General features: G+C 70.8%; 15 protein-coding genes. 14 read left to right on the top strand and 1 reads right to left on the bottom strand.

All coding sequences use genetic code 11. From position 1 onward, the window contains the following. The 4 genes from B2869_RS10660 to B2869_RS10645 all read left to right on the top strand — a co-directional run. Positions 1-2,488: amino acid adenylation domain-containing protein (locus tag B2869_RS10660; RefSeq protein ID WP_292766110.1), on the top strand; the 2,488-nt coding region annotated here is incomplete at its 5' end. Beyond that, positions 2,485-4,092 (top strand): ATP-binding cassette domain-containing protein, encoded by a 1,608-nt coding sequence (locus tag B2869_RS10655; RefSeq protein WP_292766107.1) that lies wholly within the window; start codon positions 2,485-2,487, stop codon positions 4,090-4,092. The genes B2869_RS10660 and B2869_RS10655, both read left to right, overlap by 4 nt. After that, entirely contained in the window at positions 4,089-5,852 is a 1,764-nt protein-coding gene (locus B2869_RS10650) for an ABC transporter ATP-binding protein (RefSeq protein ID WP_292766104.1), read from the top strand. The genes B2869_RS10655 and B2869_RS10650 overlap by 4 nt, the downstream gene beginning before the upstream one ends. Then, the gene (locus tag B2869_RS10645; protein ID WP_292766101.1) at positions 5,852-6,574 is read left to right on the top strand and encodes a 4'-phosphopantetheinyl transferase family protein; all 723 of its coding nucleotides are present in this window, start codon (positions 5,852-5,854) and stop codon (positions 6,572-6,574) included. Before B2869_RS10650 ends, B2869_RS10645 begins: the two co-directional genes overlap by 1 nt. A 10-nt stretch (positions 6,575-6,584) precedes the next feature. Here B2869_RS10645 and B2869_RS10640 read toward each other — a convergent pair whose 3' ends face one another. Further along, entirely contained in the window at positions 6,585-7,310 is a 726-nt protein-coding gene (locus B2869_RS10640) for a FadR/GntR family transcriptional regulator (protein ID WP_029260695.1), read from the bottom strand. A 129-nt stretch (positions 7,311-7,439) separates the two neighbouring features. On the opposite strand from B2869_RS10640, the gene B2869_RS10635 reads away from it, so the two are divergent. From B2869_RS10635 to B2869_RS10595, 10 genes are all read left to right on the top strand, one after another. Beyond that, the gene (locus tag B2869_RS10635) at positions 7,440-9,038 is read left to right on the top strand and encodes an ABC transporter substrate-binding protein (protein WP_021199490.1); all 1,599 of its coding nucleotides are present in this window, start codon (positions 7,440-7,442) and stop codon (positions 9,036-9,038) included. Between the two features lie 72 nt (positions 9,039-9,110). Continuing rightward, positions 9,111-10,067, top strand: a complete 957-nt coding sequence (locus B2869_RS10630) for an ABC transporter permease (protein WP_029260694.1) — start codon at positions 9,111-9,113, stop codon at positions 10,065-10,067. 1 nt (position 10,068) lies between these two features. Then, a complete protein-coding gene (locus tag B2869_RS10625; protein WP_136024718.1) occupies positions 10,069-12,120 on the top strand; it encodes a dipeptide/oligopeptide/nickel ABC transporter permease/ATP-binding protein in 2,052 nt (683 codons plus the stop codon). Next, entirely contained in the window at positions 12,117-12,917 is an 801-nt protein-coding gene (locus B2869_RS10620) for an ABC transporter ATP-binding protein (RefSeq protein ID WP_021199493.1), read from the top strand. The genes B2869_RS10625 and B2869_RS10620 overlap by 4 nt, the downstream gene beginning before the upstream one ends. Positions 12,918-12,933: 16 nt before the next feature. Beyond that, positions 12,934-13,881 (top strand): dihydrodipicolinate synthase family protein, encoded by a 948-nt coding sequence (locus tag B2869_RS10615; RefSeq protein ID WP_021199494.1) that lies wholly within the window; start codon positions 12,934-12,936, stop codon positions 13,879-13,881. After that, entirely contained in the window at positions 13,881-14,816 is a 936-nt protein-coding gene (locus B2869_RS10610) for an ROK family protein (protein WP_292766086.1), read from the top strand. Before B2869_RS10615 ends, B2869_RS10610 begins: the two co-directional genes overlap by 1 nt. After that, entirely contained in the window at positions 14,813-15,178 is a 366-nt protein-coding gene (locus tag B2869_RS18755; RefSeq protein WP_414683272.1) for a hypothetical protein, read from the top strand. Before B2869_RS10610 ends, B2869_RS18755 begins: the two co-directional genes overlap by 4 nt. A gap of 50 nt (positions 15,179-15,228) precedes the next feature. Next, positions 15,229-15,537: a hypothetical protein gene (locus B2869_RS18750; protein ID WP_414683271.1), complete on the top strand. Its 309-nt coding sequence runs from the start codon at positions 15,229-15,231 to the stop codon at positions 15,535-15,537. Further along, complete coding sequence (locus B2869_RS10600) at positions 15,534-16,454, top strand: DUF4862 family protein (RefSeq protein ID WP_292766083.1); 921 nt, start codon at positions 15,534-15,536, stop codon at positions 16,452-16,454. Before B2869_RS18750 ends, B2869_RS10600 begins: the two co-directional genes overlap by 4 nt. Positions 16,455-16,637: 183 nt before the next feature. Further along, positions 16,638-18,593, top strand: coding sequence for a sialidase family protein (locus B2869_RS10595; RefSeq protein ID WP_292766080.1), 1,956 nt, complete (start codon positions 16,638-16,640; stop codon positions 18,591-18,593). The last annotated feature ends 109 nt before the right edge of the window (positions 18,594-18,702 follow it).

Raw genomic sequence — 18,702 nt, 5'->3', positions numbered from 1 at the left:
CCTGCAGCACGAGATCGACCGCATCGCCGCCCTCGTCGCGGCGCGCACGCGCGGACCGGGCTCGGTGGTCGCCCTCGAGCTGCCCCGCACGATCGAGCACGTCGCCGCGATCTTCGGCGTCCTCCGCTCCGGGCGGGCGTACCTGCCATTGGATCTCGCGCATCCGACCGAGCGTCGCCGCCGTCTCGCCGACCGGGCGGGAGCGGAGCTCGTGATCGTCCCGCCGGGAACTTCCGGAACGCCCGGAACGCCCGGAGTCGCCGAGGACATGTCGGGCTGCATCCCCCGGCTCGAGCTCCCGCGCGCGTCCGACGCCGCGCCGGGCGAGGGACGCTCCGACGTCACCCTGCCGCAGCTCACCCCGGCCCACGCGGCGTACACGATCTTCACCTCGGGGTCGACGGGTGAGCCGAAGGGCGTGGTCGTGCCGCACCGCGGGCTCCTGACGATGTACGACAACCACCTCGAGGCGATCTTCCGACCCACCATCGCGCGGGCCGGTCGCTCGCCGCTGCGCATCGCGCACACGGTGTCGTTCTCGTTCGACATGTCGTGGGAGGAGCTGTTCTGGCTGTTGGACGGGCACGAGGTGCACATCGTCGACGAGGAGAGCCGACTCGACGTCGAAGCCCTCGTCGCGCACTACGCGCAGGTGGGCATCGACGTCGTGAACGTGACGCCGTCCTTCGCGCGGGAGCTGCTGCGTGCCGGCCTCCTCGACCACCGGCCCCCGGCGCTCGTCCTTCTCGGCGGGGAGGCCGTGCCGGCGGAGCTGTGGACGACGCTCCACGACCATCCGCACACGGCGGGATACGACCTGTACGGCCCCACCGAGTTCACGATCAACGCGCTCGGCGTCGACCTGGCGTCGGGGACCACCCCGTGCCTCGGACGACCGATCCTCGGCGCGCGGGCGTACGTGCTCGACTCGGGGCTGCGCGAGGTGCCGCCGGGGGGAACCGGCGAGCTCTACCTCGCCGGTGACGGCCTCGCCCGTGGGTACGACGGTCAGACCGCGCAGACCGCCGCGCGCTTCGTCGCCGACCCCTTCGGCGGCCCGGGTGAACGCCTCTATCGAACGGGCGACCGCGTGCACCGTCTGCCGGACGGCGGGATCGAGTATCGCGGGCGCGACGACGGGCAGGTGAAGGTCCGCGGATACCGCATCGAGCTCGCCGAGATCGAGAAGGCGGCGGAGAGTCACCCCCGGGTGGCGCAGGCCGCAGCCTCCGTGGGGGGCGCCGCCGGCGGTGTCCTCCGGTTGCACGTGGTCGTGACGCCGGGCCTCGACGATGTGCTCCTCGACGATGCATTCCTCGAGGATGTGCGATCGCACCTCGCCCGCATCCTTCCTCCCTATGCGATCCCTTCGCTGTTCGCGGTGGTCCCCGTGATCCCGCTCACGGTCAACGGCAAGGTCGACCGCGAGGCGCTCCCCGTTCCCCGCGGCTCCGGCACTGGTGAGCCGCCGCAGGGACGGGCCGAGCGGCTCGTCGCGGAGGTCTTCGAGCAGGTGCTGGGCGTGGTGGTGCAGCATCGGGACGAGGGGTTCTTCGACCTCGGCGGCCACTCCCTGCTGGCGATGCGCGTCGTGGCGCAGCTGGGGGAGGAGCTCGGGGTGCGGGTGCCGGTCGGGACCGTGATGGCCGCGCCGACCGTGCGCGCTCTCGCTGCGGCGATCGGCGATCCCGCGCGGGATGCCGGACTCGCTCCCGTTCTCGTGCTCCGGGAGTCGGCATCGGAGGAGTCGCCCCTGTTCTGCGTGCATCCCGCCGGCGGTTTCGCCTGGCAGTTCGCCCCGCTCGTGCGCTTCCTCCCTGCGGGCGTGGGCGTGGTCGGGCTCCAGGCGCCGCTGCTCTCCGGTGGCGAGAGCGCGGCCATGGATGTGGATGAGCTCGCGCTCGAGTACCTCGAACGGATCAGGGCCATCGCGCCGCGGGGCCCTTATCGACTGGCGGGGTACTCCTTCGGCGGCAACGTCGCCCATGCGATCGCCGCGCGGCTGGTGGAGGAAGGCGAGGAGATCGAACTGCTCGCCCTCCTCGATCCGGCACCGCTCTCGGGTCGACGAGACGCCTCTCGGACCGCGGCTTTCGGTCCCGAGGAGGAGGAGGCGGTGCGCGCGGAGCAGACGGCGTTCTTCGCCGAACTCCGGGATGAGGGCGGAGACGATCCGGATCTCCGCGCGGCGATCCGTGCTTCACGGGGTGTGCTGGGGCTCGACGACCGCGCCACGGTCGAGGCGATCGTGGCGAGTCACGCCTGGGCCTCCGGCCTCATGGCCGCATCCGCGTCTCCGGTCACCGCTGTTCCCACTGCCCTGTTCGTCGCGGGGCGCGAAGATCCCGCAGCGTCGGGGTGGGGGGTGCGCCTCGGCGACGACGCGGTGACCACCGTGCTCGATGCCGATCACTCCGGGATCGTCGCCCCCTCAGCGTGGGAGCAGATCGGTCCGGCGATCTCGCGCCGTCTGGAGAAGGGGCGATGAACGGACGCGGTCGGCTGCTCCGTGAGACGGCGTGGAGGTTGCGCGCACCACTGGCTCTCTCCATGGCCGGCGCCGTGGTGCGCCAGGGCGGGTTCCTCGCGGCGCCCTTCATCCTGCAGTTCGCGATCGACGACGGCGTGATCGGGGGCGACCTGGGGGCGGCGGCGTGGTGGGGCGGAGTCGTCCTCGTGGCGGGGATCGCGCAGTTCTTCGGGATGTGCGTGTGGGACCACTTCGCCAACCTCGCCGATGCGCGTACCGGTGTGTTCCTGCGCGAGCGTCTTCGCACGTGTGCGATCGCCGGCGCGGGGCCGTCTTCCGGCGGGACCGGTGATCTGCTGATCCGGGCCGGGCGGGACGTCGACCTCGTCCGGGTCTGGGTGCACGGTCTCCCCACCTGGATCGTGATCGCGGTCACGGTCGGTGTCCTCGTGCCGGGGCTCGCCTCGCTGGATCCGTGGCTGCTGCTCGTCGCCGGGGCGACGGTGCCCTGTCTGATCGTGCTCGCGGTCGTCTACCCTCGGCGCTTCGAGCGGGCGTCCATGCACGCGGCCGAGGCGCACGGCCGACGGGCTGACGCGGTCGATCATCTGCTCCGCAGCGCCGTCACCGTGCGCGGAGCCGGGATGGGGCGCGCGGTCGTCGAGCGCCATGAACGTATGTCGGCCGACCTCACCGATCGCACCGTGCGCGCGGGAGGGATCCTCGCCCGATGGACGGCCCTGGGCGAGGGGATCCCCGCCGTCGCCACGGCGGTCGGCGTGGTCGTCGCCGTCTTCGCCGTTCTCGACGGGCGTCTCACGGTCGGTGGGCTCGTGACGTTCAGCGGGTGGATGGCGACGGTCGGGATCGCCGTGCAGGTGGGGCTCCAGCGGTGGACGCAGAGCGCGGATGCCCGGGTGGGCGCGGCCCGGCTGCAGCCGGTTCTCCGCGTCCCGCACACGACGGGTGAGCAGGCTCCGGCGCGGGAGATCGTCTTGGACGGCGTGCGGGCGTTTCCCGACGCGGAGCCGATCGCGCTCACCCTCGCCCCCGGTCGTCTGATCGGGCTCAGCGGTCCGACAGGGAGTGGCAAGTCGACACTGCTGCGGATGATCGCCGGGATCGAGGCGCCGCATGCAGGTCGCGTGCTCGTCGACGGTGCAGCGGCCACGGGAGCGGTCGGCGGGGTGCATCTCGTTCCCCAGCGTCCGCTCGTGCTGAACGGAACCGTGCGTGAGAACCTCGCCCTCGGCGCGGCCACGGGAGACGGCGAGGACGACGATGCGCGCTACCGTCGTGCGCTCGCCGTCGTCGGTCTCGATGCGGAGCTCGCACCGCGGTCGGTCGATCCCCTCGACGCACCGGTCGGGGAAGGAGGCGGGGAGCTCTCAGGGGGACAGGTGCAGCGGCTCGCACTCGCCAGGGCGCTGGTCGTCGAGCCCGCGGTGCTGCTCCTCGATGACGTCACCTCTGCGGTGGATCCGGCGACGGGGGCCCGCATCATCGCCGCGATCAGGGAGGTGGCGGCGGAGCGCATCGTGGTGGTGGCCGGGCACGGGGCGATCATCGACGCCGCCGACACGGTTCTGCATCTCTCGGTGCGCACGGAGGTGTCGGCATGAGCCCCGTGGCGGATGCCGCAGCCGAGGGGGTCACCGTGCGGGCGGCGTACTCGGATCGGCTCCTCGCCGCACCCTCGCGGCGCGGAGTGGTGCGCGCCGCCCTGCGGTTCGCACGTCCGCACAGCTTCCTGCTCATGAGCGCGATCGTCTTCGGCGTCGGAGCGAGTCTCGCGGCGACGCTGGCGCCGGTGGTCGTGGGGCGGGTGACCGATGCGCTGCTGAGGGGAGAGCGGGAGACCGCACTGCTCCTCGCAGGGGTCGGGGTGGGTCTCGCCCTGCTTCAACTGGTGCTCTCGGCGGTCGGGAGGAGTCGGCTGGCGCGCGGTGGCGAGTTCCTCGTGCGGGATGTGCGGGATCGGATCGCGGCGCAGCTGACGACCGTGCCCCTGCGCTTCGTCGAGCGACACCGACACGGCGAACTGCTGCAGCGCGGCACGGCGGAGATCGCGGCACTCTCCGCCTTCGTGCGCGAGTCCTCGACGGCCCTCCTCGTGACGGGGTCGACCGTCCTCCTGCTGGTGACCGTGCTCGCGCTCCAGTCCTGGGTGCTGGCCCTCGTGCTCGTGCTCGTCTTCTTACCTCCGGCGCTCTTCGTGATGCATCGGTTCCGTTCGCGGGCTGCGGACGCCTACGGCGCGGAGGCGGCGGCAGAAGCGGATGTCGTGGCGGAGCTCGCGGAGAGCGTCCGGGCGCGCTCCCTCATCGCAGGCGCCCCGGCGGTGACGCGTCGCCGACTGGACGACCGCTCGGCGGAGATCAACGCGCACGCGGTCGAGGCGCAGATGCGCACTGTCGTCCTCGGGCGGTGGATCAGTGCCATGTCGCTCATCGAGGGGGCGACCCTCGCGGCGCTGATCGTGGTCGGCGTGCCGCTGGTGGGTGCGGGCACGGTCTCGGTCGGGGTGGTCGTGACCTTCCTGCTGGCGAGCGTGACCCTCTTCTCCGGCTTCTCCGACCTGGTCGCTCTCGTGGGTGCGGTGGAGGAGGCGGCGACGGGTGCCGCACGCGCGAACGACCTGCTTCGTGCCACGGCGTCGGATCCTCCCATCGAAAGCACCCCCGGGGAGAGCCTGTCCGATGAGTCCGCGAAGGACGGCGGGGAGGTGCCGGGCGTGGGGATCGAGGTCGACGACGTCTGGTTCGACTACGGCGGCGACCCCGTGCTGCGCGGGGTGAGCCTGCGCCTGGCGAGCGGAGTGCGCCACGGCCTCGCGGGACGCTCCGGAGCAGGGAAGTCCACGCTCGCTCTCATCCTCGCGGGACTGTACGCCCCGACCAGGGGCACGGTTCGGTGCGAGGGCGTCGACCTCGACGCGCTCACGCCTGCCGAGCGCGCGCTCCGCGTCGCCTTCGTGCCGCAGGAGGTCCAGCTCGGGACGGGGACGATCGCCGACGAGTTGCGTCTCACCGATGCTTCCGCTGACGAGGGAGATCTGCGCGCGGCATTCGCCGCTCTCGGCCTGACGTCGTGGCTCGACGGGCTGCCGGAGGGACTGGCGACAGCCGTCGGAGCGGACTCGCCGCTCTCGGCCGGTCAGCGGCAGCTGGTGGGCCTCGCCCGCATCGCACTGCTCGAAAGCCGGGTGATCGTGCTCGACGAGGCGACGTCGGATGTGGATCCGGAGACCGCCGGCCTCGTCGAGGCGGCCCTCGATCGTCTCGCGCAGGGGCGGACCGTCGTCGTGGTCGCCCACCGGGAGTCGACCCTCGCGCGTCTCGATCGCGTCCTCGAGGTGCACGAGGGCACGGTCACGGGCTGATGTCGCCCGTCGTCGGCGTTCCCGTCTCCGTTCCCGCCGAGGTGGGGGGCTCCGGCCCGATCCGCACCATCGAGGCGCGGGTCGAGATCGCGGATCGGCTGGTGGATGCGGAGCCGCCGTCGTGGCTTCCGCTCACCGACGACGACCGTGCGCGCCTCGCCGCGTTCCGGCGGGAGGCGGACGCCCGCCGTTTTCTCACGGGACGGATCCTCGTGCACCGCCGGCTGCATGAGGAGCGGGGTGTTCCGCTCGGGGGCGCCCGGTTCGCACGGCGATTCACCGCGGCGGGGGAGTGGAAGCCGATCCTGTCGGCGGAGCCGGGGCGAGGATGGGCGGGCGCGGCGTGGCCGGACGTGTCCATCTCGCACAGTGGGACGTTCGTCGCCGTCGCCTTCTGCGAGGAGGCGGAGGTGGGGATCGACATCGAGCAGCACTCGTCCTTCGTCGACGCGGAGGACATGCTCGCCCTCGCCCTCACCCCGGCGGAGCGGGCGCGCGTGTCGTCGATCGCCGATGCGGCACGCGCCTTCACGGCGAAGGAGGCCGTGCTCAAGGCCGTGGGCTTCGGTCTCGCGATCGATCCCCTCCGGGTGGAGATCCTCGATGGTGCGGTCCGGTGCTTCGATCACGTCGAGCGTCGTCCCGTGGCGCTGGCGCCGGTTCCCGCCTCCGCTCTCGTCTCGGCGACGGTCGCGATCGCTCCGAGGGTCTTCGCCGTCTGAGGCGGCGACCTCAGCCCTGGGATTCCTCCGCCGCGCTCGCGAGCACACGCTGCAGCGGCTGATAGTGCTCGATGACGGCCTGCCGATAGCGTTCGACATCACCCGAACGTGCGGCGTCGAGCATGTCGCCGTGCGCCTTCGCCGTCTTGTGGATGTCGTCGGGCTGAGGGATGCCCAGCTGGGGGAGCACGGCCGTGTGCACATCCCAGAAGGCGCCGACCAGCTGACCGACCAGACGGTTGCCGATCGCGCCGAAGAGGCGGGTGTGGAACGCGCGGTCCTCGTCGAGGAAGTGCTCCCCGCGCTCGGCCTTGGCGACCATGTCGGCCACCAGGGCGTCGAGCTCGGGGTCGGGGTCGTCCTGAGCGGCGGCCACCACGCGTTCGGCCATCGACAGATCCAGCGCCAGGCGCACTTCGACGACCTCCCGCAGCGCCTGCAGGGATCCCTCCGGCGACAGCACCCCGCGGAACACGAGGGCTTCGACCATCGGGTCCAGCGACATCGGTCCGACATACGTGCCGTGGCCGTGACGCACATCGACGATGTCGAGGGTCGAGAGCGTGCGGATCGCCTCGCGCACGGAGGATCGCGAGACGTCGAGCTCCTCGCAGAGCTCCGCCTCGGTCGGCAGCGGGTCGCCCGGCGTGAGCCCCCGGGTCAGGATGAGCTGCTTGATCTGATCCGCCGTGGTCGAGCGCCGCATGCGTGACGCCCTACTCGTGGTGGACTTCATGGGGCTCCCTCTCGTGCCTGGCAGAAACGCTCCGATCATCTCACTCTTGTGATCTGATCGAACCTGTGTTTAGAGTACATCAGACATCAGATGTCCTCAAGATGTTCCCCCCACCACCCTGGAGCACACATGAACCGACACATCACCCGCCGCCGCGCGGGTCGATTCGCGATGGCGGTCGCCGGCACAGTCGCCGCGTCCGTCGCCCTCGCCGGCTGCGGCGCGGGCACCACCAGCACTCCCGACGAGAGCGCAGCCGCGAGCGAGATCGACCCCGACGGCATCATCGAAGCGGGCATCTCGTACACGCTGAACGGCAGCTTCGACCCGATGGTCGCGTCGGGCGCCGTCACGGTCTCGGCGAACTGGCACATCTTCGAGGGGCTGGTCGACCTCGACCCCGTCACCCAGAAGTCTGCCCCCGCCCTCGCCGCCGACCTCCCGACGAAGATCGACGATACGACCTACGAGATCGACCTCCGCGAAGGCGCCACCTTCCAGAACGGCGATCCGGTCACCGCCGACGACGTGGTCTTCAGCTACGACCGCGTGCTCGACCCGAACAACAACTCGCTCTTCCTGTCGTTCGTCGACTTCATCGACACCGTCACCGCGGTCGACGACGACACCGTGCGGATCACCACCGACTACCCGTTCTCGCTGATCAACGACCGCCTCGGTGTCGTCAAGATCGTCCCGAAGTCGGTCGTCGAAGCCGACCCCGAGGGCTTCGCCACCAACCCCGTCGGTTCCGGCCCGTACTCGCTGGTGTCGGCCGTTCCCGAGGACAAGCTCGTCTTCGAGCGCTACGACGACTACAACGGGCCGCGCCCCGCGCTCGCCGCCGGCATGAACTGGAACCTGCTCTCCGACGCCTCCGCTCGCGTCACCGCGATGTCCACGGGCACCGTGCAGGCGATCGAGGACGTGCCGTACATCGACGTCGACGCGCTCGCCTCCTCGGCCGACGTCGACAGCGTGCAGTCGTTCGGCCTGCTGTTCATGATGTTCAACACCAAGGCGGCGCCGTTCGACGACGTCCGCGTGCGCCAGGCCCTGCACTACGCCCTCGACATGGACAAGATCATCGGCACCGGCATGCTCGGCAACGCCACGCCCGCGACCTCGTTCCTGCCCGAGACCTACCCGAACTACCACGAGGCCTCCACGGTCTACACCTACGACCCCGAGAAGGCGAAGGAACTGCTCGCCGACGCGGGCGTCTCCGACCTGTCCATCACCCTGCTCACCACCGACACCGGATGGGTCAAGGAGGTCGCCCCGCTGATCAAGGAGTCCCTCGACGCGATCGGCATCGACACGACGCTCGACATCGGGCAGTCCGCGTCGATGTACGAGAAGGTCGACTCCGGCGACTACACGGTGGCCGTGGCCCCCGGTGACCCCTCGGTCTTCGGCGTCGACCCCGACCTGCTCATGAACTGGTGGTACGGCGAGAACGTCTGGACCCAGACCCGCACCAACTGGGCCGACTCTCCCGAGTACGCCCAGCTGCGCACGCTCCTCGACACCGCCGTCCAGCAGGAGGGCGAGGAGCAGCAGAAGACCTGGGACGAGGCCTACGACCTGCTCTCCGACCAGGCCGTGCTCTACCCGCTGTTCCACCGCAAGCTGCCGACCGCATGGAGCAGCCAGGAGCTGGTCGGATTCCAGCCCGTCCCCACCACCGGACTGTCGTTCCTCGACGTCGGCGTGGCGGCGAAGTAGCCCGCACCAGGGGGCGCGCTCACCCGACGAGGGCGCCCCCTGTCTCTCCCATACCCCCGGAAGGAGCGGCACGTGTCCCACACGCTCCGCCTCATCGGCCGGCGACTGCTGCAGCTGCCGCTGATGATCCTCGGCATCACGTTCCTCGTGTTCTTCGTGATGTCGTTCTCCCCCGTAGACCCGGCGCGCACCGCGCTCGGCGAGACGGCGTCACCCGAAGCCCTCGAGGCGTACCGCGAGGACCATGGCCTCGACCTCCCGCTGTTCGTCCGCTACGTGAACTTCCTGCTCGGACTCGTGCAGGGCGACCTCGGCACCTACTCCGCACGCAGTCTCCCGGTGATCGACGAGGTCGCCCGCGCCTTCCCGGTGACCCTGGCCCTCACCTTCCTCGGGCTCCTCATCGCGGTGATCGTCGCCTTCGTGATCGGCGTCCTCGCCGCCGTCTACCGCGACCGCTGGCCCGATCAGGTGATCCGCGTGTTCGGCGTCGCGGCGCTCTCCACGCCGTCGTTCTGGCTCGCCATCCTGCTCATCCAGGTCTTCACCCTCGGCCTGAACCTGCTGCCCGCCTCCGGGCCGCTCCCGGATTTCTGGAGCGACCCCTCCGGATGGCTCGCCCGCATGACCCTCCCCGCCATCGCGCTCGCCGTGCCGGTGATCGGTCAGCTCTCCCGCGTCGTGCGCACCTCGATGGTCGAGGAGCTCGACCGCGACTACGTGCGCACCGCCCTGGGCGCCGGCATCCCGCGAGTGATCGTCGTCGGTCGCAATGTGCTGCGCAACGCCCTGATCACCCCGGTCACCGTGCTCGGACTCCGCATCGGCTACCTGCTCGGCGGTGCGGTCGTGATTGAGATCATCTTCGCCATCCCGGGAATGGGAACGCTCATCCTCAACGGCGTCACCAACAACGAACCCAACCTCGTGCAGGGTGTGACGCTCGCCGTGGCGCTCGCCTTCGTCGTCATCAACATCATCGTCGACCTCCTGTACGTGCTCATCAATCCTCGAATCCGGGCGGTGTGACATGCGACGCAAACTCACGGAACGTCTCTCCGTTCCCGGTCTCCGCTGGGGCCGGCTGTCCCTCGGATCGATCATCTGCATCGCCGTGCTGGCGATCATCGGGCTGGCGGCGATCTTCGCACCGCTCATCGCGCCCTTCGACCCGCTGGCGTCCGGGACTCCGGTGCAGCCGCCGAGCGCGGAGCACTGGTTCGGCACCGACCGCCAGGGCCGCGACATCTTCTCCCGTCTCGTCTTCGGTGCCCGCTACTCGCTCGTGATCGGCATCGGCGCGACACTCGTCGCGCTGCTGGCCGCCTGCGTGCTCGGGACGATCGCCGCCACGGCCCCGAGGTGGATCTCCGAGACGCTCATGCGCGTCATGGACGTCGTGATGTCGTTCCCCGGCATCGCGCTCGCCGCCGTCTTCGTGGCGGTGTTCGGCAAGTCGCTCCCCGTGCTCGTGCTCACGATCGCGTTCCTCTATGTGCCGCAGCTCACCCGCATCGTCCGCGCCAACATCCTCGACCAGTACGGCGAGGACTACGTCTCGGCCGTGCGCGTGATGGGCGCGGGCACCCCGCGCATCATCGTCCGCCACGTGGCGCGCAACGCCATGGCCCCCGTGCTGGTGTTCGCGACCGTGCTCGTCGCCGACGCGATCGTGTTCGAGGCTTCGCTGTCGTTCCTGCAGGCCGGGGTTCCCGACCCCGAGCCGTCGTGGGGCAACGTGATCGCCGCCGGCCGCAATCTGCTGATGAGCGGCGCGTGGTGGGCGACCTTCTTCCCCGGCATCCTCATCATGCTCACGGTGCTGTGCCTCAACATCCTCTCGGAGGGGATGACCGATGCGATGGTGTCGCCGCGGGCACGCAAGATCACCGCGGATGCCGCGGGCACCGAGGAGTCCACGCACGAGCTCGAGGTCGCAGCGATCCCCGACGACACCCACGTGATCCCCACCGTCGACACGGCGGTGAACCTCTCCGTTCCGAGCGGGGTGCCCGACACCCTGGTGCCGCGCGCCGAGGCCGTTCCTCTCGCCGAGCGACTGGCCGAGCTCCGTCAGCGCGAGCTCTCGCGCACCGACCGCCTGGTGTACACGGCGGAGGAGAAGCCTCTGCTCGACGTGCAGGATCTGTGCATCTCGTTTCCCCGTCATGGCGACGTGGACGTGGTCGACCACGTCAGCTTCACGGTGCGCCCCGGCGAGACGATGTCGCTGGTGGGGGAGTCGGGCTGCGGCAAGTCGATCACCTCGCTCGCGATCATGGGCCTGCTCGATCCGAAAGCCGACATCCGCGGGCGCATCCTGTTCGACGGCGAGGACCTGCTGCAGATGGCACCCAAGGAGCGCAACGCGCTGCGCGGCCACGACATCGCGATGGTCTACCAGGACGCGCTGAGCTCCCTCAATCCGGCGATGCTCATCCGCTCCCAGATGAAGCAGCTCACGTCGCGCGGCGGCACCCGCACCGCCAGGGAGCTGCTGGAGCTCGTGGGTCTCGACCCCGAACGCACCCTCGCCTCGTACCCGCACGAGCTCTCGGGAGGCCAACGGCAGCGCGTGCTCATCGCCATGGCGCTCACCCGGAACCCGCGACTGGTGATCGCCGATGAGCCGACCACGGCCCTCGACGTCACGGTGCAGGCGCAGGTCGTCGACCTGCTCATGCGGTTGCAGAAGGAGCTCGGATTCGCGCTCCTGTTCGTCTCGCACGACCTCGCGCTCGTCGCCGAGCTCACGCACCGGATCACGGTGATGTACGCGGGCCAGGTCGTCGAGCAGGGCACGACCAGAGAGGTGCTGACACAGCCGGTGCACGAGTACACGCAGGGGCTCCTCGGCGCGGTGCTCTCGATCGAGGCCGGTTCCGATCGTCTTCATCAGGTCTCGGGCGTCGTGCCGTCGCCGCGAGACTTCCCGACGGGCGACCGCTTCGCGCCGCGCTCCAGCGACCCCGCCCGGTACGCGGGCGTCGCCCCGGTGCGGCGGCACATCGCAGGAACCGAGCACTACTACTCCGCGCATCCCGACGATGCGCCCGTCGAGCCGATCGGAGCAGGACGATGAGCGAACCCGTCATCGAGCTCAAGGACGTGCACGTCCGCTACAAGACCCGTGCCTCCTCGCTCTTCCGGCCGCAGTACGTGGACGCGCTTGCGGGGGTCTCGCTCACCGTGAAGCGCGGGCAGACGCTCGGCATCGTCGGCGAGTCGGGGTCGGGCAAGTCGACCTCGGCCAAGGTGCTCATCGGCCTCGAGAAACCCACGAGCGGGCAGGTCGTGTTCGGGGGAGAGCCGGTGCGATCCTTCACGCCCGCCGTGCGCAGACGACTCGGCCGCATCCTCTCCGTGGTGTTCCAGGATCCGGCGACCGCCCTGAACGCGCGGATGACGGTGCGCGATGCGCTGCTCGACCCGATGCAGGTGCACCGCCTCGGCAGCCCGTCGACCCGGAGCCGAAAGGTGCGCGACCTGATCGGTCTCGTCGGACTGCCGGCATCGGCCCTGGACGCCCTGCCCAGCCAGCTCTCGGGTGGCCAGCGCCAGCGTGTGGCGATCGCCCGGGCGCTCGTGCTCGACCCGCAGGTGATCGTCGCCGACGAGCCCACCTCGGCGCTCGACGTCTCGGTGCGTGCCCAGATCCTCAATCTGCTGACTGACCTGAAGGATCAACTCGGCCTCGGGATGGTGTTCATCTCCCACGACATCCAGACCGTCCGCTATCTCTCCGACGAGATCGCCGTGATGAACAAGGGGCGCGTCGTCGAGTTCGGCGATGCGGCCCGCGTGTTCGACGCGCCCTCCGACGAGTACACCAGAACGCTGCTGGGCGCTGCGCCCTCGCTGCTCGAACCCCACCACTGAAACGACCGGAACACACATGTCTGCTGCCTCTCCCGCCCCCGTCTTCGCGGGCGTCGTCCCGCCCGTCGCCACCCCGCTGCTCGAGGACGGATCGATCGATCACGTCTCCCTCTCCCGCCTCGTCGACCGTCTGGTCGCCGAGGGGGTGTCAGGACTGTTTGCGCTCGGCTCCACCGGCGAGACCGCGTACTTCACCGACGACCAGCGCGTCGAGCTGCTCCGCACGATCGTCGCCGCGAACGCCGGTCGGGTGCCGGTCATCGCCGGCGCGATCGAGCTCACGGCGCCGCGCATCATCGAGACCGCCCGCCGTCTGATCGATGCCGGCGCCCAGGCGATCGTCACGACGGCTCCGCTGTACACGCTGAACTCGGCAGCCGAGGTCGCCGACCACTTCCGCACCATCGCGGCGGCCATCGACGCCCCGCTGTGGGCCTACGACGTGCCGGTGCGCGTGCACTCCAAGCTCGGCATCGACCTGCTCGTGCAGCTGGGCACCGAAGGGGTCATCCACGGCGTGAAGGATTCCTCGGGTGACGACGTCTCGTTCCGGCGCCTGATCGCGGCGAACGATGCCGCAGGGGGTCCGCTGCAGCTGCTCACCGGACACGAGGTCGTCGTCGACGCCATGGCCCTCGCCGGTGCCGACGGCGTGGTTCCCGGGCTCGCGAACGTGGAGGCCGCGGGGTACGTGCGACTGTGGGAGGCCGCGAAGAGCGGCGACTGGGAGACGGCTCGGGCCGAGCAGGAGCGCATCAACCGCCTGTTCGACATCGTGTTCCAGCCGAAGGGCCTCTCGGGCGATGCGACCGGTGTCGGCGCGTTCAAGGCGGCCATGCACGCCCGTGGCATCATCGATCACGCCACGATGGCGAACACCGTGCAGGCGCTCGACGTCGACGCGGTCGCCCGCATCCGCGACATCCTCGACGAGCTGCATCTGCTCCCGGTCGCCGTCGGCTGATGGGCGAGGTCGTCCTCGCCGTCGACATCGGCGGCACCAAGACGGCCGCGGCCCTCGCCGACCGCGACGATGCACTGCTGCGGACCGAGGTGGCCGCGACGCCGGCGGCCCAGGGGCCGGTGGCGGTCGTCGCCACCGTCGTCGCGCTCGCCGGACGTCTCCTCGCCGGCAGCGGGCTGCGCCTTTCGGGCGTCGGCATCGGCACGGCCGGGGTCGTGGATGCCGGAACCGGGACGATCGTTTCCGCCACGGATACGTTCGCGGACTGGCCGGGTACACCGCTGGCCGCACTCGTGCGCTCGGGACTCGGCGCGCATCTGCTCCCCGACGCTCCCGTCGCCGTGCAGAACGACGTCGACGCGCACGCGGCAGGAGAGCATCGACACGGTGCCGCGGCCGGGGCGGCGAGTGCGCTCGTCGTCGCGGTCGGCACCGGTGTCGGTGCAGGAGTCGTGCTCGACGACAGGGCCGTGCGGGGTGCGCATCACGTCGCGGGGGAGATCGCGCACCTGCCCGTGCCGGGAGCCGCACACCTGCGCTGCCCCTGCGGGCGCTTCGGGCACCTCGAGGCCATCGGCTCCGGCATCGGGATGCATCGGCACTTCCGGTCTCTCGGAGGCGATCCCGGCATCACCGATGCGCGGGGGGTCGCGATGGCAGCTGCGGCCGCGGACCCCATCGCCCGCCGGGCCCTCGACGAGTCGGCCGCGGCGGTGGGTCGGGCCCTCGCGGGGGCGGCGACGCTTCTCGACCCTGAGCGCATCGTGGTAACCGGGGGCGTGCCGAACATCGGTGAGTCCTGGTGGCTTCCGATGCGCGCCGCCTTCCACGCCGAGGCGATCGATGCGCTGCAGAACATCCCCATCCTGCCGGGCACGCTCGGCGACGACGCACCGCTGCGCGGAGCCGCGGCATCCGCCTGGAGGCGACCATGAGATTCACCGACACCCTCGAACGACTGCGGGGTGGACTGATCGTCTCGTGCCAGGCCTACCCGGGTGAGGCCATGCGCGACCCCCGCACGATGGCGCAGGTCGCGGCGTCCGCCCTGGCCGGAGGAGCAGCCGGAATCCGCGTGCAGGGGCTCGATGACATCCGCGCGACGGCACACCTCCCGGTTCCGATCGTGGGGCTGTGGAAGGACGGCGACGCCGAGGTCTTCATCACTCCGACGCTCCGGCACGCTCAGGCCGTGGCCGACGCGGGCGCCGACACCGTCGCGATCGACGGGACGCGGCGCCCGCGCCCGGACGGGNNGGGAGGGGGGGGCGGGGGCCCCCGCGCCCGGACGGGCTGACGCTTGCGGAGACGATCGCGGGCCTTCGCGCGCACACCGACGCGCTGATCATGGCCGACTGCGGCTCCCTCGACGACGCGATCGCCGCCGAGGCCGCCGGCGCCGATATCCTCGGCACCACCCTGTCGGGATACACCGGAGAGCGCCCGAAGACCACCGGGCCCGACCTGGAGCTCATCGCGCTGATCGCCGCCCGCTGCCGCCGCCCGATCGTCGCCGAGGGGCGCGTCCACACACCCGAGCACGCCGCGGCCGCGATCGCCGCCGGGGCGTTCTCGGTGTGCGTCGGCACCGCCATCACGCATCCGTCCACGATCACCACCTGGTTCGCCGATGCCGTCGCGGGAGCACACGCATGACCGCGCCCATCCTCGTCAGCGCCTACCCAGCCTCTCCCGCCCACGCGCACTGGGATCCGGTGCTCGAAGGCGCGCTGCTGCCCGCATTGTGCGCGCTTCCCGGGGTCGCCGGGCTCGAGGTGCCGTGGATGGGGCGCCTGCATCCGCACGATGACGCCTGGTTCCTCGCGAACGTGCCGGCCGTGCCGCTCGCCGTCACCCCGATCCCGTTCGTCATGGGACGCGTCGGGGCACACCCCGGGTATGGCCTCGCCTCGGCCGATGAGGAGGGGCGCGCGGCGGCGGTCGCCGATCTTCGGAGGGTCGCCGCCGACGTCGCGCGCATCGACGGCGAGAGCGCCGCATCCGTCGCGGTGGTGACGGTGCACTCCGCGCCGCGAGCGACGGCCGCCATGGAGCCGCTCGTGCGCTCGCTGGGGGAGGTCGCCGCGCTCGACTGGTCCGGCGCGCGCCTGGTCATCGAACACTGCGATGCGTTCGTGCCCGGCCGAGTCCCTGAGAAGGGTTTCCTGCCCTTGGACGCCGAGATCGCCGCGATCCGCTCGTCGGGACTGCCGATCGGAGTGTGGCTCAACTGGGGGCGTTCCGCGATCGAGCTGCGCGATGCGGATGCCGTCACCGCGCAGATCGCGGCGGCGGCGGCGTCCGGCCTCCTCGTCGGCCTGGCGTTCTCAGGGGCCGCCCCGGTGCAGAGCCCGTATGGCCACCCGTGGAGCGATGCGCACCTGCCGATCGCCTCGACCCACCCGGAATCCGCTTCGCTCCTCGACGACGCGCACGTCGCCGCAGCGCTCGCCGCTGCGGGCGACGTCGAGTGGTTGGGGCTGAAGACGGCCCGCCGCCCCGACGACACCACCGCGGCGGATGCCCTGCGCACGGTCGCGCGGAACCTCGAGGTGGTGCGCGCCGCAGGCTGACCGGAGGGAACGGCGGCAGCCGTCGGCGCGGTGTCGTCGACGGCTCGCCGCGCGAGCCCGGGGAGTCGAACGCCGCTCGCGGGACGACGAGATTCGGCCTTGTCCATGGGGAGACCCCTCGCTAGAGTGACTTGAAATCTGACATCAGACGTCATATTTCCGCACGAACAGAAAGGTCTGTCCATGCACGTTCCTCCCTCGCCCCCTTCCCGGAGCCGCCGCCTGCTGCGATGCGGCACGATCGGAGCGCTGGTCCTCGCGCTCAGCCTCCCCGCCGCCGCTGCCTCGGCGGCCCCGGCGCCCGGGTATCTGACCGATCCGAACGCCGACCCCGGCGACTACCTCGAACTGAACATCGGCGCCGACCGCACGGCCTCGAACTACTTCTACCGGATCCCCGCGCTCACCCACCTCGGCGACGGCGTGGTCCTCTCGGCGTGGGATGCCCGGCCGGGAAGCGCCGCTGACGCCCCCAACCCCAACTCGATCATCCAGCGCCGCTCGACGGACAACGGTCGTACCTGGGGTCCGCTGCAGATCATCGCCGCGGGGAAGACCGGGAGCGGCCAGTACGGCTACTCCGACCCGAGCTACGTCGTCGACCGGGAGAGCGGTCGGGTCTTCGCGTTCTTCGTGCGCTCCCAGGACCAGGGGTTCCAGGGGAGTGCCTACGGCGACGACGACGCGAACCGGCAGGTTCTGGGAGCGGCCGTGATCCATTCCGACGATGGCGGCGCGACCTGGAGTGCGCCGCGGCTCATCACCGACGTCGCCAAGACCTCCAACGGCACGACCAGCGGGGGCGTGTACACGCCCGTCGCGGGCGATGTGAAGGGCACGTTCGCCACTTCGGGCGAGGGGATCCAGCTGCGCTACGGCGCGCATGCCGGGCGGCTCATCCAGCAGTACGCTGGCACCGTGCGTCAGGCCGACGGATCCACCGCGATCCAGGCGTACTCGGTGTATTCCGACGACGGCGGCGACACCTGGCAGCGTGGCGAATACGTCGGCACCGGCATGGACGAGAACAAGGTCGTCGAACTCTCCGACGGACGCGTCATGCTCAACTCGCGAGACAGCTCCAACGGGCGTCTTCGCAAGGTCGCGATCTCGACCGACGGCGGTCACAGCTATGGTCCGGTCACCCGCGACGCCGAGCTGCCCGACCCCACGAACAACGCCTCGATCACCCGCCTGCATCCGGACGCCGCCGCGGGCAGCGCCGACGCGAAGAAGCTGATCTTCACGAATGCCGCCAACGGGGCGAACAGCAACCGTGTGAACGGAGCGGTGCGCCTCTCCTGCGACGACGGCGAGACCTGGCCCGGTCTGCGCACGCTCGAGACGGGGACCTTCGCCTACTCCAGCGCGACGGCGATCGATGACGGCAGGGTGGGGGTGCTGTGGGAGGCGGGCTACACGAACACGATGCAGTTCTCCTCGTTCGACGACGCGTGGCTGAACGCGGCGTGTGCGCCGCTGTCGGTGCCGAAGACCGCTCTCACCGCCGGCGTCGCCACCACGGTCCCGGTCACGATCACGAATCAGGAGGCGGCCGCGCTCAGCGGCGCCGTGACCTTCCACACCGCCACCGGATGGACCGCGACCACCGCGCAGATCACCGGTCTCGCACCGGGAGCGAGCGCCACCGTGAATGTGCAGGTCACCGCCCCGCAGGGCGTCTCTGGTGAGCAGCGTCTCCAGGCCGCCTTCACCGCCGCCGACGGACGCCTCAGTCAGACGACCGCGACGTTCACCCTTCCGCAGTCCTCCGCGCTCGGAGCGACCCTCACGGCGACGAACACCTCGGCCCCGCGCGACGTCGCGACGAATCCGTACACGGTGGGGGAGCAGCTGAGCTTCCGAGTGCGGGTCGTGAGCACGGCGGGCGTCACGACGGTCGTCACTCCGGCGACGAACACCTTCACCGCCGGCTTTGCTCCCACCGCGTGCCGATGGCTGAATCTCCCGGCCTACGACGCCTACAACTGCAGCACTCCTCGACGCACGCTCACGCAGGCCGACATCGACCGCGGCTGGTACACGCCGGAGTTCGCGTTCACCGTGGCACCGGCCGACGGCTCGGCGCCGGCGGTCACCGTGACCCACGCGGGCGCGCCGGTGGCTCTGCGCGGCTGACGAGCATCCGTCATCCCCCGACGAGCGGTCCGTGGAAACCCGCGCCAGCCCGCAGAAACTCCCCGCCCGCAGAAACTCACAGCCCGTTCTCAGGGCCGCGGGACCAAAA

Source organism: Microbacterium sp. UBA3486, from assembly GCF_002377845.1.
Classification (GTDB): domain Bacteria; phylum Actinomycetota; class Actinomycetes; order Actinomycetales; family Microbacteriaceae; genus Microbacterium; species Microbacterium maritypicum_A.
The sequence above is the reverse complement of the archived record's forward strand: the minus strand, read 5'-3'. Positions and strand labels throughout refer to the sequence as shown.